At 72.4% G+C, this 14,624-nt stretch carries 10 protein-coding genes; 2 read left to right on the top strand and 8 right to left on the bottom strand.

The window, feature by feature from the left end; translation table 11 throughout:
• Nucleotides 1-94: 94 nt before the first annotated feature.
• Nucleotides 95-1,690: a bifunctional phosphoribosylaminoimidazolecarboxamide formyltransferase/IMP cyclohydrolase gene (purH, locus tag ACFY2B_RS01830; protein ID WP_390761149.1), complete on the bottom strand. Its 1,596-nt coding sequence runs from the start codon at nucleotides 1,688-1,690 to the stop codon at nucleotides 95-97.
• Nucleotides 1,687-2,316 (bottom strand): phosphoribosylglycinamide formyltransferase, encoded by a 630-nt coding sequence (gene purN / locus ACFY2B_RS01825; RefSeq protein ID WP_390761148.1) that lies wholly within the window; start codon nucleotides 2,314-2,316, stop codon nucleotides 1,687-1,689. Before purN ends, purH begins: the two co-directional genes overlap by 4 nt.
• A 346-nt stretch (nucleotides 2,317-2,662) precedes the next feature.
• On the opposite strand from purN, the gene ACFY2B_RS01820 reads away from it, so the two are divergent.
• Nucleotides 2,663-3,481 (top strand): hypothetical protein, encoded by an 819-nt coding sequence (locus ACFY2B_RS01820; protein ID WP_390761147.1) that lies wholly within the window; start codon nucleotides 2,663-2,665, stop codon nucleotides 3,479-3,481.
• A gap of 59 nt (nucleotides 3,482-3,540) precedes the next feature.
• Here ACFY2B_RS01820 and ACFY2B_RS01815 read toward each other — a convergent pair whose 3' ends face one another.
• The gene (locus ACFY2B_RS01815; protein WP_390761146.1) at nucleotides 3,541-5,325 is read right to left on the bottom strand and encodes a DUF6350 family protein; all 1,785 of its coding nucleotides are present in this window, start codon (nucleotides 5,323-5,325) and stop codon (nucleotides 3,541-3,543) included.
• Nucleotides 5,326-5,424: 99 nt separating this feature from the next.
• Here ACFY2B_RS01815 and ACFY2B_RS01810 point away from each other — a divergent pair, with 99 nt between their 5' ends.
• Nucleotides 5,425-6,360 carry a sigma factor-like helix-turn-helix DNA-binding protein gene (locus ACFY2B_RS01810; protein WP_390761145.1) on the top strand — a complete coding sequence of 312 codons (936 nt, stop codon included), beginning with the start codon at nucleotides 5,425-5,427 and terminating at the stop codon, nucleotides 6,358-6,360.
• A 170-nt stretch (nucleotides 6,361-6,530) separates the two neighbouring features.
• On the opposite strand, the gene sucD is transcribed toward ACFY2B_RS01810, so the two are convergent.
• The 5 genes from sucD to ACFY2B_RS01785 form a co-directional block, all read right to left on the bottom strand.
• Nucleotides 6,531-7,415, bottom strand: coding sequence for a succinate--CoA ligase subunit alpha (sucD, locus tag ACFY2B_RS01805; protein WP_376524161.1), 885 nt, complete (start codon nucleotides 7,413-7,415; stop codon nucleotides 6,531-6,533).
• A 28-nt stretch (nucleotides 7,416-7,443) separates the two neighbouring features.
• Nucleotides 7,444-8,622, bottom strand: coding sequence for an ADP-forming succinate--CoA ligase subunit beta (gene sucC, locus ACFY2B_RS01800; protein WP_376524160.1), 1,179 nt, complete (start codon nucleotides 8,620-8,622; stop codon nucleotides 7,444-7,446).
• Nucleotides 8,623-9,471: 849 nt separating this feature from the next.
• Nucleotides 9,472-10,755 carry a VWA domain-containing protein gene (locus ACFY2B_RS01795; RefSeq protein WP_390761518.1) on the bottom strand — a complete coding sequence of 428 codons (1,284 nt, stop codon included), beginning with the start codon at nucleotides 10,753-10,755 and terminating at the stop codon, nucleotides 9,472-9,474.
• A 158-nt stretch (nucleotides 10,756-10,913) separates the two neighbouring features.
• Nucleotides 10,914-13,424, bottom strand: a complete 2,511-nt coding sequence (locus tag ACFY2B_RS01790; protein ID WP_390761144.1) for a DUF5682 family protein — start codon at nucleotides 13,422-13,424, stop codon at nucleotides 10,914-10,916.
• Entirely contained in the window at nucleotides 13,421-14,566 is a 1,146-nt protein-coding gene (locus tag ACFY2B_RS01785) for an AAA family ATPase (protein WP_390761143.1), read from the bottom strand. The genes ACFY2B_RS01790 and ACFY2B_RS01785 overlap by 4 nt, the downstream gene beginning before the upstream one ends.
• Nucleotides 14,567-14,624: the final 58 nt, after the last annotated feature.

The raw sequence follows: 14,624 nt of genomic DNA, 5'->3' as shown, positions 1-14,624 counted from the left end.
GCCGTGTCCCACTCGTACGGTGGGACACGGCCCTTGGCCGTACCGGGCCGGCGACAGCGGCCGGCCCGGCCCGGCGGACGGGGGGGAATCCGTATCAGTGGAAGAAGTGCCGCGTCCCCGTGAAGTACATGGTGACGCCGGCCTTCTGGGCGGCCTCCACGACGAGTTCGTCGCGGACCGAGCCGCCGGGCTGGACGACGGCCCGGACACCGGCCGCGGTGAGGATCTCCAGGCCGTCCGGGAAGGGGAAGAACGCGTCGGAGGCCGCGTACGCGCCCCGCGCGCGCTCGGCGCCGGCCCGTTCGACGGCCAGCTTCGCCGAGTCGACCCGGTTGACCTGGCCCATGCCGACGCCCACCGACGCGCCGTCCTTGGCGAGCAGGATGGCGTTGGACTTCACCGCGCGGCACGCCTTCCAGGCGAACGCGAGCTGCGCCAGCTCGTCCGCGTCGAGCGCCTCGCCGGTCGCCAGCGTCCAGTTGGCCGGGTCGTCGCCGTCGGCCTGGAACCGGTCGGTGACCTGCACCAGGACACCACCGTCGAGCTGCTTGGTCTCCACCCGGCCGGACGGGCCGTCCGGTGCCTTGAGGACCCGGATGTTCTTCTTCTTCGCCAGGGCCTCCAGCGCGCCGTCCTCGTAGTCGGGCGCGACGATGACCTCGGTGAAGATCTCGGCGACCTGCTCCGCCATCTCCCTGCTGACCGGCCGGTTCACGGCGATCACACCGCCGAAGGCCGACAGCGGGTCACAGGCGTGCGCCTTGCGGTGCGCCTCGGCGACGTCCGCGCCGATCGCGATGCCGCACGGGTTGGCGTGCTTGATGATCGCGACGCACGGCTCGTCGTAGTCGTACGCGGCACGGCGGGCGGCGTCCGTGTCCGTGTAGTTGTTGTACGACATCTCCTTGCCGTGCAGCTGCTCGGCCTGCGCGAGGCCGCCGCCCGCGGCGGAGCCGCTGCCGGACGCCGTGTCGACGTAGAGCGCGGCGGGCTGGTGCGGGTTCTCGCCGTAGCGCAGGGTGCTCGCCCGCTCCCAGGTGACGCCGAGGAAGTCGGGGAAGCCCGACTCGTCGACCGGCGCGTACTCGCCCGCGAACCAGCTCGCGACCGCGACGTCGTACGCCGCCGTGTGCTGGAACGCCTCCGCCGCCAGCCGTTTGCGGGTGGCGAGGTCGAAGCCGCCGTCCCGCACGGCCGCGAGGACGTCGGCGTACCGCTCGGGGCTGGTGACGACGGCCACGGACGGGTGGTTCTTGGCGGCGGCCCGCACCATGGAGGGCCCGCCGATGTCGATCTGCTCGACGCACTCGTCGGGCGAGGCGCCGGAGGCGACGGTCTCACGGAACGGGTAGAGGTTGACGACGACGAGGTCGAACGGCTCGACGCCCAGCTCGGCCAGCTGCTCGCGGTGGCTGTCCAGCCGCAGGTCGGCGAGGATGCCCGCGTGCACCTTGGGGTGCAGCGTCTTGACCCGGCCGTCCAGGCACTCGGGGAAACCGGTGAGGTCCTCGACCTTGGTGACGGGGACGCCGGCCGCGGCGATCCGCCCGGCGGTGGAGCCGGTGGAGACGAGTGCGACGCCGGCCTCGTGCAGCCCGCGCGCCAGCTCGTCGAGTCCGGTCTTGTCGTAGACGCTGACGAGCGCGCGACGGATCGCCCGCGTACCGCTCCCGTTGCTCTCGGAGGTCACTGGATTACTACCTTTCGTCCCTCAATGCGATGGCCGTGGCGGGCGAGCCGGCCGACGACCTCGACGAGCAGCCTTCGCTCGACTTCCTTGATGCGCTCGTGCAGCGCGCTCTCGTCGTCCTCGTCCCGGACCTCGACCACGCCCTGCGCGATGATCGGCCCGGTGTCGACGCCGTCGTCGACGAAGTGGACGGTGCAGCCGGTGACCTTGACGCCGTACGCGAGCGCGTCCCGCACGCCGTGGGCCCCCGGGAAGCTGGGCAGCAGAGCGGGATGCGTGTTGACGAGCCGTCCGCCGTAGCGTGCGAGGAACTCCTTGCCGACGATCTTCATGAAGCCGGCCGAGACGACGAGATCGGGCCGGTGGCCGGCGACGGCCTCGGCGAGCGCGGCGTCCCATTCCTCGCGGGTGCCGTAGTCCTTGACCCTGCGCACGAAGGTCGGCACCCCGGCGCGCTCGGCCCGGGCCAGCCCCTCGATGCCGTCGCGGTCGGCGCCGACGGCGACGATCCGGGCGCCGTAGCGCTCGGCACCGGTGGCCGCGATCTCGTCGAGGAGCGCCTGCAGATTGCTGCCGGATCCGGAGACCAGCACGACGAGGCGTTTGACCTCGGGCTTGGCGGCCACGGTGGGGCCCTTTCTCGGGGGAACTGCGGGGAACTTCGGCACAGGACTTCGCTGGGGAACTGCGGTACGGAACTTCGTCACGGAACTTCGCTGCGGCGGCCGGACACCGTACGGAGGTTTGTACATTCGTACGATTGCTTCGCGCCCCTGGATCCGGGGAACCCTACGAAGCAGTCGGCCGTCAGCAACGATACCGGCACTCGGAACGGCCCCCGCGGGACGGGGGCGTGGCCGGAAGGTAGCGTCTGAGACGAAGCAACTCGGGAACGCTGTCGTCGGGCGGTGCGTTGCCGAAGTGTCAGCTCTTGTCGGACAGCCTTATTCACCTAGGGAAGACGCTCATTTGATGCCGGACCGCAGTCTGCGACTCCTCACGTTCCCCCCGCAGTCGGTGCAGGGAGGGGGGCTTGGTGCCGTGCTGGTGCGGGAGCGGCCGTCCTCGCCGCCCGACGCACCCTCGGGCGGACAGCACACCGGCACCCCCTCGGACAGGCAGAACGGGGACGAGCGGGGCGGCGCCGCGCAGGACGACAATCCGTTCGCGCCGCCGCCCGAGGGCACGCCGGACCGTCCCTGGCAGCCGCGGCGACCCGTCGGCGGCGGGGACGACTCCGCCCCGGACGAGAGCCGCCCTCCGCAGCGCCCCGCTCCCTGGGGCAGCCAGTGGAGCGACCAGCAGCCCGGCCGCTCCCCCGGCGGCTTCGGCGAGCGCCCCGGCGCCGGTCCCGAGGGTCCGGGCGGCGGTGCCCCCGGTCCCGCCATGCGGTGGGACCCGACGGACCCCGCCCAGCGCCGCGCGCGTTACGCCCTGCTGTGCGGCATGTGGGCCTTCTTCTTCGCCCTCTTCAGCTGGGCGTACGTGGCGCTGCTGCTGGGTGCACTGGCTCTGTACTGGGGCATCAGCGCGCTGCGCGCCAAGCCGCGCACCCCGGACCCGGACCGCCCGGCGCCCGTGCAGACCGGCCGCCCGCAGACCACGGCGGCGATCAGCGGTCTGGTCACCGCCCTGCTGGCGCTCGCGGTGGTCGCCGCGACCTTCACGGCGCAGCTGGCCTACCGCGACTACTACACCTGTGTGAACGACGCCCTCACCAACGAGGCCAGACAGTCCTGCAACCACCTGCTCCCCCAGGAACTGCGCAGCCTGCTGGGCACGAACAGCTGACCGCGGGGGGGGCCGGCTGCCTCCTCGGTCCTCGCGGGTTTCGCGGCTTTTCCCCTCTCTTACGGGCCGTCCGGCGGTGCGGCTTCGCGCAGTGCCGCCCAGCGGGCCTCCCGGGAAGCCTCGTCATGCCGGGTCTGCACGCCCTGCTCATGGCCCGCATCGGCCACACCACCCGCACTGGCCACATCGGCCACCCCATCGGTCACGTCGGCCACAGCGACCGCTTCGGTCACGTCGGCCGCCTCAGCCGTATAGGTCGCACGGGGCGCGACCGCGGGCAGGAAGTCGTACGCCTCGGCGCCGACCGCCCCACCGGACCGAGCCCCGCCGGACCGCGCGGCGCCGACCGCCCTGCCGCCCCGGCCCGTGGGCTGTGCCGCCCGGCCCGCCTCCGGCTTGGCCGTGCCCGCACCCGTACCCCGCGTAGCCCGCTCCCGTCGCCGCCACCCGAGCAGCCGCCAGGTCCGCAACCGCCACGCCCGTACCAGCAGCGCCACCGGGATTCCCACCCCCGCGATCCAGATCCCCGCCGCGCCGCCCGACTGCCACCACACCGGCCCGAACCGGGCGAGCGCCGCGCTGCCGAGCGGGCCGCCGGCCGTCTCGGCGAGCAGCGCGAACACCGCCCCGCACAATCCGCCCGCCAACGCCACCAGACCCGCGGTCCGCGCGGCCGACCACTCGGACCGTGCCGCCCGCGGTGTCCGGCCCGAAACCGCACCCGAAGCCACAGCCGCAGCAGCCACGCCCGCACCCGCAGCGGTGTCTCCGTGTGCGGGCCGTCGTCCCACGGCCGATCCCGCCGTGAACCAGGCCACCGTCAGCCCCGCCACCACCGGAACCGCCCCGGCCACCCAGTTCAGCGGGCCGCCTGCCCCCGCGTCCGGGACCGCCGCCAGCAGGGGGAACGGCGGCAGCAGCGGCGCGGGATCGGAGGACAGCGGGGACACCATGTGCCCCGTGCCGAGGACGAACCCGGGCCCGAGACCGTAGGCGGCCGCCCAGACCGCCGCGTTCGGCACCAGCCCCATGCACAGCAGCAGCACCGCGCACCGCCCGGACCAGCCCTCCGTGAGCTGCAGAAATGCGCCGCGCGCTGCCCCGCCGTGGGTCACCAGGGACACCGTGAGCAGCAGCGCCCCGCCGCCCAGGAGCACCGCGGTCCCGGCCCCGGCGGCGCGCGCGGCGGTACCGAGACCACTGTGCGCGCCCGGCCCGGCAGCCGGTCGGCGCAGCCGCCCCGGCCACAGCGCCGACGCACCGGAGAGCCACCCGAGCGGGCGGCCGTACGCCGTCCACACCCCCACGCCCGATGCCCCCGCCGCGACCAGCGGCAGAGACAGCGCGGCCCAGACCCAGTCGGGCCGCAGTGCACCACCGGAGGCGTACAGCGTGGCGAGGACGCCGACGGTGAGGTAGCCGAGGACGACGCCGGCCCACGCCCTGCGCGCGGCGACCGGCGGCCCGTCGGAGTCCTCGGGCGCGTCCACCGCGTCGCGCGCCGCCCGGTACAGCAGCCACACCGGCGGCAGGAGCAGCAGCAGCGGGGTGATGCCCATGGGCGCGGGTGCACCTGACAGGGTGTCGGTACGGATCAGTTCGACGCCGTGCGCGAGCAGCCACAGCGATGCGGCGACGTGCAGCGCGCTGCCCGGACCACTGTCGGGATACGGCGAGCTGATCCACAGCACCGTCACCAGCGCGGCAGCCGCGCCGAGTCCGAGACCCGCGGCGATCACACCGCCCACGAGACTCGCGCCCCACCCGGGCGCGCGGTCGCGCAGCCGGGTCAGCAGGGACGACAACGACGGTCGGCGAGCGGTCATCTGCGTCACGCCGGCCATGCTCCCAACGACACGCGCTTTCCCGCTGTAACAGGCGAACCGCCGAAGTGTCGCTCAATATATGTTTATGTTCTTTTTCGCACGAAAGGGCGTACGGTGATGCGGAGTCCTGCGAGCCCACCACCACGGTCCGACGAGGAAGAGACGACGGACCGTCACCACATCGCGGGATCGGCAGAGGTGACGGCGCCCCAGCCCGGCCTGGCACCCTTGACGAACGAGGACGCGGCACTGCCCGGCCTGACGCCCGCTCAGGCGTTCGACGCGCTGTACGCGTTCTGTGCCCCCGCCCTCGTACGGCAGACGTATCTGCTCAGCGGGCGGCCCGAACTCGCGCGCGAATCCGTGGAGCGGGCCTTCCAACTGGCCTGGCAGAGCTGGCCGGAGGTGGCCCTGGACCGGGATCCGGCGGGCTGGGTACGGGCGGCGGCGTACGAGTACGCCCTCTCCCCCTGGCACCGTTTCCGCCCCCGATACCGGCGCCCCGATCCCCCGCCCGCCGACCCGGGCGACCGCGCGCTGCTCAACGCCCTTCTCGGGCTTCCGCCCTCCTACCGTCGCGCGCTCGTGCTGTACGACGGCGTCGGGCTCGGCCTGCCCGAGACCGCGGCGGAGACGGAGGCCAGCACCCCGGCGACGGCGAGCCGTCTGACCCGCGCCCGCGCGGAGGTGGCCGCGCGGGTCCCCGAGGTGTCGGACCCCGCGGTGCTGCACCGGCGGCTGGCGGAACTGGCCGCCGCGGAGCGGCTGCGCCCGGCGAAGCCGGAGCCGGTGCGGACCCACGGCGAGCGCCGGAACCGCTTCTGGACCCAGGCCGCCATCGCCTTCACGATCACGATCATCGGTTCGACGGCTCTCACCCTGCGCACCGCGCCGACGCACTACGAGCCCCCGCTCGCGCCGGCCCAGGCGATCCGGGGCGTTCCGGCCGAGGCGGCGCTGGGTCCGTTGTCGCACGCGGAACAGCAGCTGAGGACCAAGCTGCGGACGGCGACCACGAACGGACCGGAGCGGCTGGTGCCGGTGAGCCGGTGAGCCCATGAGCCGGTGAGCCCATGAGAAGAGGGCAGACGGAAGGGGTCCGCATCCGGTCGGGATGCGGACCCCTTCGTCGATGCGCCGGTCAGCGTCATGTGCCGGTCGGCGTCATGCGCCGGCGGGCCTCATGTGCCCGCTCGGCGTGGGCGCGGGTGCGCCCGGTGGTTTCAGCTGCCGAGGATGCCGCGGGCGAGCTTGGCGGTCTCGGTCGGCGTCTTGCCGACCTTGACGCCGGCGGCCTCCAGGGCCTCCTTCTTCGCCTGCGCGGTGCCGGACGAACCGGAGACGATGGCACCGGCGTGGCCCATGGTCTTGCCCTCGGGGGCGGTGAAGCCCGCGACGTAGCCGACGACCGGCTTGGTCACGTTCTCCTTGATGAAGGCCGCGGCCCGCTCCTCGGCGTCGCCGCCGATCTCACCGATCATGACGATCAGGTCGGTGTCGGGGTCGTCCTGGAAGGCGGCCAGGGCGTCGATGTGGGTGGTGCCGATGATCGGGTCGCCACCGATGCCGACGGCCGTCGAGAAGCCGATGTCCCGCAGCTCGTACATCATCTGGTAGGTCAGCGTGCCGGACTTGGAGACCAGGCCGATGCGGCCCGGCTTGGTGATGTCGCCCGGGATGATGCCGACGTTCGACTGGCCCGGGGTGATGATGCCGGGGCAGTTCGGGCCGATGATGCGGGTCTTGTTGCCCTTCTTGCCGGCGTACGCCCAGAAGGATGCCGAGTCGTGCACGGCGATACCCTCGGTGATCACGACGGCCAGCGGGATCTCGGCCTCGATGGCCTCGACGACCGCGTCCTTGGTGAACTTCTCCGGTACGAAGATGACGGAGACGTCGGCGCCGGTCTTCTCGATGGCCTCCTTGACGGTGCCGAAGACGGGTACCTCGGTGCCGTCGAAGTCCACGGTCTGACCCGCCTTGCGCGGGTTCACGCCGCCCACGACGTTGGTGCCGTCGCCGAGCATGAGCTTGGTGTGCTTCATGCCGGTGGCGCCGGTCATGCCCTGGACGATGACCTTGCTGTCCTTGTTGAGCCAGATAGCCATGGTGTCTTGATGTCCTCGTCCTAGGTGCTTACTTGGCGGCGGCCAGTTCGGCGGCCTTGTCGGCCGCGCCGTCCATGGTGTCGACGCGCTGCACCAGCGGGTGGGCGGCGTCGGAGAGGATCTTGCGGCCCAGCTCGGCGTTGTTGCCGTCGAGGCGGACGACGAGCGGCTTGGTGACGTCCTCGCCCTTGTCCTCCAGGAGCTTCAGGGCCTGCACGATGCCGTTGGCGACCTCGTCACAGGCGGTGATGCCACCGAAGACGTTGACGAACACGGACTTGACGTCCGGGTCGCCGAGGATGATCTCCAGGCCGTTCGCCATGACCTGGGCGGAGGCGCCGCCACCGATGTCGAGGAAGTTGGCGGGCTTGACGCCACCGTGCTTCTCACCGGCGTACGCGACGACGTCCAGGGTCGACATGACCAGGCCGGCGCCGTTGCCGATGATGCCGACCTCGCCGTCGAGCTTGACGTAGTTGAGGTTCTTCTCCTTGGCGGCGGCCTCCAGCGGGTTGGCCGCGGCCTTGTCGTGGAGCTCCTCGAAGTCCGGGTGCCGGAACTCGGCGTTGTCGTCCAGGGACACCTTGCCGTCGAGGGCGATGACCTCACCGGAGGCGACCTTGGCCAGCGGGTTCACCTCGACCAGGAGGGCGTCCTCCTTGATGAAGGTGTCCCACAGCTTGACCAGGACGTTCGCGACCTTGTCGGCGACCTCGGCGGGGAACTTCGCGGCCTCGACGATCTCGCGGGCCTTCTCCGGGGTCACACCGTCGATCGCGTCGATCGGGGTCTTGGCGACCGCCTCGGGGCGGGTGGCCGCCACCTCTTCGATCTCCATGCCGCCCTCGACCGAGGCGATGGAGAGGAACGTGCGGTTGGCGCGGTCGAGGAGGAAGGAGACGTAGTACTCCTCGACGATCTCCGGGGCGGTCTCGGCGATCATGACCTTGTGGACCGTGTGGCCCTTGATGTCCATGCCGAGGATGTCCGTCGCCCGGGCGACGGCCTCGTCCGCGGAAGCGGCCAGCTTGACACCGCCGGCCTTGCCACGACCACCGACCTTCACCTGCGCCTTGACGACGGACTTGCCGCCCAGTCGCTCGGTGATCCCGCGCGCCGCCTCAGGCGTGTCGATGACTTCACCGGCCAGCACCGGTACATCGTGCTTGGCGAAGAGGTCCCTCGCCTGGTACTCGAACAGGTCCACGCGCTTCCGTCCCTATCAGTGATCTCGCGGTTCGTTGGATGCGTGGGCGTGCCGCGAAGGGCAACGTGACGTCCGCATGTGTCACTAGGGAGGCGCACACGGTGTCCGAGCGCGCGGCATGTCCGTCTCGCAGGTTATCGCTGGTTCAGGGGGGCCTCTAAATCGCGGGTCACACCTGAGCGGTGATACCTGTCACATGATGCCGAGTTTGCTGGCACGGCGTGCCAGAGCGGGGCGACGGCGCGGGACCCCACCGGGCTGGGGTTGACCCGGTGGGGCCCCTGGAAGGGCCCCGAAGGGGCCCGGGGCGGCTGATCCCCACCCCAATGAGGACCGACCTGCCCGCCCGCGGGATACGGACCGGACGCCACACCCGTCACACAGATCACGCTCATCAGCCCCCTCGCGGTTGTCAGGTCACAGCTGTCAGGCTCGTCACTCTTGTCAGAGCCGTCACGCCCGTCAGTGGGGGCGTGACGGCTGTCAGTGAGGCGTCTGTGCCCGTCCGGACACAGACCGTCGGACCGGACACAGACGTCAGACCCGGCACAGACGTCGGACCGGTCCCGAGTGCCCCCATGGATCACACGATTCACGCAGGTCATGGCAGGTCACGCGCGTCACGTGACCCATGTGCGTCACACAACCCACTCCGCCGCCGAGGGAGGCAGACGAGGACCCCGCACGGGGGCCGCAGCGAGTGAGACGCGGCGGCCCCGCCGCACGCCAGGACTCAGGGCCAGGCCACGCCACGCCACGCCACGCCACGGGAACGGCTGCGCCGCGAGCCGAACCGTAAACGCCGACGCCCCACGTCGGGATGGGTTGTCACCCCCTCCGTCCTTGGCCTCACCCGCCGTCCGGTATCGGCAGCGGGCGCTTCTCGATCGCCGCCGCCATGATTTCGGGGAACAGGTCGGGCGTGCAGGCGAAGGCCGGTGCGCCCAACGCGGCCAGCGCCGCCGCGTGTTCATGGTCGTATGCGGGCGCCCCCTCGTCCGACAGCGCGAGCAGAGTCACGAACTGCACTCCCGACGCCTTCATCGCCGCGACCCGCTTGAGCATCTCGTTCCGTATGCCGCCCTCGTACAGGTCGCTGATGAGGACGACCACCGTCTCTGTCGGCCGGGTGATCTGCGACTGGCAGTGGGCGAGCGCCCGGTTGATGTCCGTGCCACCGCCGAGTTGCGTACCGAACAGGACGTCGACCGGGTCGTCCAGTTGGTCGGTGAGGTCGACGACGGCCGTGTCGAAGACGACGAGCCGGGTGTCGATGGACCGCATGGACGCAAGCACCGCCCCGAACACGGAGGCGTAGACGACGGACGCCGCCATCGATCCCGACTGGTCGATACAGAGGATGACTTCCTTCTTCACGGACCGCGAGGCGCGCCCGTAGCCGATGAGCCGCTCCGGCACGATCGTGCGGTACTCGGGCAGGTAGTGCTTGAGGTTGGCCGCGATCGTACGGTTCCAGTCGATGTCGTGGTGGCGCGGCCGGTTGATGCGGGCGCTGCGGTCCAGGGCACCGGTGAGCGTGGCCCGGGTACGGGTGGCGAGCCGCTTCTCCAGGTCCTCGACGACCTTGCGCACGACAGCCCTCGCGGTCTCCTTCGTGGTCTCCGGCATCGCCTTGTTGAGCGAGAGCAGTGTGCCGACGAGGTGCACATCGGCCTCCACCGCCTCCAGCATCTCCGGTTCCAGCAGCAGGGAGTCCAGCCCGAGCCGGTCGATGGCGTCGCGTTGCATGACCTGGACGACGGAGGAGGGGAAGTAGGTGCGGATGTCGCCGAGCCAGCGGGCCACGGACGGTGCGGACGCCCCGAGCCCCGCCGTACGGTCCCGTCCCGACTGAGGTCTGTCCCCCTTCCCGTAGAGCGCGGTCAGCGCCCCGTCCATGGCCGCGTCCTGTCCGCGCAGGGTGCATCCGGTCCCGTCGGCGGACTCGCCGCCGAGCACCAGGCGCCAGCGCCGCAGCCGCTCCTGGGCGGCCTGGCCGAGGTCAGCGGGAAGCGCCGGCTCGACTGCGGCCGTCGTGGTCTCGACCGCGCCCGCCGCCGGGAACGCGGCTGAGGCCGTCCCGGTCCCGGTGGCCGTCTCGGGCTCCGCGCCCGTCTCAGACTCCGCGGCCATCCCGGACTCCGCCGATGTCCCCATCCCCAGTGTCTCGATCGTCCCGGGCTTCGCGGCCGTGTCGGGCACCGTGGTCTCCACGGTCTCCGCCGTCTCCTTGACCGTCCTGGTCTGCGTGGCCGTCTTGGTCTCCGTGGTCGTCTTGGTCTCCATGGTCGTCATGTGCCTGCCCCCACCAGGTCGTTGCCGTGGGCGCCGACGGCGTCCGCCGGGCTCTCGCCGTTGACCCCCGTCTCCTGGGCTCCCGAAGTCCCCGGGATCCCACCGCCGTCGGTGTCGAGGCCGAGCAGCAGCCGTACCAGCGGCACTACTTCGTCCGCGCGCTCGGTGTCCGGTTCCGGGGCGAAGCCGGTCGTGCCCGGCGCCCGGCCCGCGCTCGCGTCGCCCCGTGTCCCAGGGCCGCGCCGTACCAGTTCGCCGAGGGTCCGCCGCACACCCGGCTCGTACGACGAGAACGTCCGCCGCAACAGTGGCAGTACGTCGGTGAACGCCTCCGCCGGCACTCCGGTCAGCCATGCGTCGACCAGCCCCAGCAGCCGCTCGTCGTGCACGAGCAGCATGCCTCCGCCGCCGCCCACGAAGCCTTCGATCCACGCGGCGGCGTCCTGCGGCGGTGTGCCCGGGGAGAGCACGAGCCCCATCAGCCGGGCCGCCTCGTCCTGGCCGACCTCCCCCTCGTCCAGCAGGAGCCGCACGGCCCGGCCGCGGATGATTCCGGGCACGCTGTCCCTGCCGGACAGCGACCGCAGTACGGAGCGCCAGCGGCTGCGCAGGTCACCGTGGCCGGCGGGGGAACTCTCGGCGAGGAGCCCCACCGCGCCGTGCACCGCGTCCACCTGCCCGCGCATGTGCTCGGCAGCGTCCGCGTCGAGGGCGGTGCAGGCGGGCGGCAGCCCGACGAAGATCCGCTCGGCGAGCCCCGCCGCGACCTCGGCGAGCGACTGGGTGTCCGTGCCGCGTACGTCGCCGTAGCGCAGGGAACGGACCAGGGCGGGAAGGGCCTGCGCCAGGTGACCGACGTCGGCGTCGAGTGCCGCCCGGTCGGCGAGGACCCGCATCACCACCGGGAGCGCGTCGCGCAGTCCGGCCAGCAGGCAGTGCTCGGCCAGCGCGGTCACCTCGGCGAGTGCCTGCGCGCCCGTCGCGTCCGCCTCGGCCTTGGCGGTCGCGGCGGCGGCGACGGTCGTGCCCCACACCCCGGCCTCCGCGACCCGGACGGACAGTTCCGGTTCCCAGCGCAGCCGCCAGGTCTCCCGGAACGTACCCGTACTGCCGCGTGACGAGACCGGCTCGCCCCAGTGGATGCCCAGCAGCCGCAGCCGGTGCAGCAGCCGGCTGCGCTCGCCGTCGGTCTCTTTGCGCAGGTCCAGCTCCGCCTCCCGGTCCAGTGCCTCGGGCTTGAGCCGCAACCGTCGTTGGAGCAGGGTCAGGTCCCGCTGCAACGGCACGGCGGGCGCCGTGTCCGGCACCTCCCCGAGGACGTCGCCGACCACCAGCCGGTCGTGCACGAGCGCCAGTGGCACGTCGGAGCCGTCGCACATCACGGCGCGCACCGCGTCGGTCGTCTCGGTCAGTCCCGGCAGCGGGCGTCCGCGCATCGCGGCGAGCGTCCCGGCCAGCCGGACCGCCTCGATGACGTGCGCGGACGACACGATCCGGTCCTCCTCGCGCAGCAGCTCCGCCACCTTGGTCAGCCACCGCTCGACGGGCCGGTCCCGCGCGCTGAACAGGTGTCCGTACCAACCGGGTGAGTCGATGCCCGCGCCGTAGCCGCTGCTGCGGGACAGCCTGCGGTGCGTCCACGGCACCCAGGTCATGTCCACCTTGACCTTGGGAAGGCCCTTCAGCAGCGCCCGGTCGGCGGTGACGGCGTGCCTCCGGCGCAGCGCCGGCACGTGCCAGGCCCCGCACACGACCGCCACGCCCTCACCGAACTCACGCCGCGCGGCCCGTAGTTGCAGGCGCATATGGGCTTCCCGCACCAGGTCCCGGTCGTGGCCACCGCAGCCGTACGTCTCCCGCAGCGCCCCCATCGCCTCCTCCAGGGCGGCGAACGGTGCGAGCGCGGCCTCCCGCCCCGCCGCCCCCTCCCCCGGGTCCGCGGCCCCCCGGTGCTCGACGACGTCCTCCCACCAGTGCTCGGGGTCGTCGTATCCGGCGGTCTCGGCGAGCACGGCCAACGGGTCGAGCCGAAGGGCGTGATCGACGGGAGGTGCGGAAGGAACAGCGGGGGCGGACGGGGTGGAAGGGGTGGAAGGGGTGGGAGGGTCGGCGGGCGCGGACGGCGAAGGCGACTCTTCGGGGCCGTCCGCGGGCGCGGGCTGTTCTTCCTCCTCTTTCCGCCACGCCAGGGTGTGCGTGGCGGGCAGGTCGACGAAACGGGCCGGCACGTCGTGTGCCAAGGCCCATCGGAGGGCCACCCACTCCGGGGAGAACTCGGCCAGCGGCCAGAACGCCGAGTGGCCGGGCTCGTCCACGGCATGGGCGAGGAGCGCGACCGGGGGCCGCATGTCCGGGTCGGCGGCCAGCGGGACGAGGGCGTCGGCCTCGGGCGGCCCCTCGATCAGCACGGCTCGGGGCGCGGCGGCGTCCAGCGCGGCCCGCACGGCCCGCGCCGAGCCCGGCCCGTGGTGCCGCACGCCGAGCAGCAGAGGTCCGGCGTCGCTCACGCGCTCACCTCCCGGCAGGCCCGGTAGAAGTCCTTCCAGCCGTCCCGCTCGCGGACGACGGTCTCCAGGTACTCCTGCCAGATGACGCGGTCGGCCGCCGGGTCACGGACGACGGCGCCCAGGATGCCCGCGGCGACGTCGCCCGCCCGCAGCACACCGTCGCCGAAGTGGGCGGCCAGGGCGAGCCCGCTGGTGACGACGGAGATGGCCTCGGCGGTGGACAGGGTGCCGCTGGGCGACTTGAGCTTCGTACGGCCGTCGGCGGTGATGCCGTCGCGCAGTTCACGGAAGACGGTCACGACGCGGCGGATCTCGTCGATGCCGTCGGGCGCCGTGGGCAGGTCGAGGGAGCGGCCGATCTGGTCGACACGGCGCGAGACGATGTCGACCTCGGCGTCGGTGTCGGCCGGCAGCGGCAGCACCACCGTGTTGAAGCGGCGGCGCAGGGCGCTGGAGAGGTCGTTGACCCCGCGGTCGCGGTCGTTGGCCGTGGCGATCAGGTTGAAGCCGCGGACCGCCTGCACCTCCTGGCCCAGTTCCGGTATCGGCAGCGTCTTCTCGGACAGGATGGTGATCAGCGTGTCCTGCACATCGGCCGGGATCCGGGTCAGCTCCTCCACCCGGGCGGTCATGCCCTCCGCCATGGCCCGCATCACCGGGCTGGGCACGAGGGCGTCCCGGCTCGGGCCGTGGGCGAGCAACTGCGCGTAGTTCCAGCCGTAGCGGATGGCCTCCTCGGGGGTGCCCGCCGTGCCCTGCACCAGCAGCGTCGAGTCGCCGCTGACCGCGGCGGCCAGGTGTTCGGACACCCAGGTCTTCGCGGTGCCGGGCACGCCGAGCAGGAGCAGGGCGCGGTCGGTGGCGAGCGTGGTGACGGCCACCTCGACGATGCGGCGCGGACCCACGTACTTCGGTGTGATCACCGTGCCGTCGGGGAGTGTGCCGCCGAGCAGATAGGTGGCGACCGCCCACGGCGACAGCTTCCAGCGGGCCGGGCGCGGGCGGTCGTCCTGCGCGGCGAGCGCCGTGAGTTCGGCGGCGAAGGCGTCCTCGGCGTGCGGGCGCAGCTCCTGCCCCGCGTTCGCGGGCGCGGAGTGGTTCTGGCTCGGTTCGACGGACGTAGGTTCCACGGACACAGACATGGCTGAGGCCCCCTCCAGCTCGGCCGGTTCGGATCTGGTGTCCACCGTGCACCACACC

The sequence above is a fragment of the Streptomyces sp. NPDC001270 genome (genome assembly GCF_042896695.1).
In the GTDB taxonomy this organism is placed as follows: Bacteria; Actinomycetota; Actinomycetes; order Streptomycetales; family Streptomycetaceae; genus Streptomyces.
The sequence above is the reverse complement of the archived record's forward strand: the minus strand, read 5'-3'. Positions and strand labels throughout refer to the sequence as shown.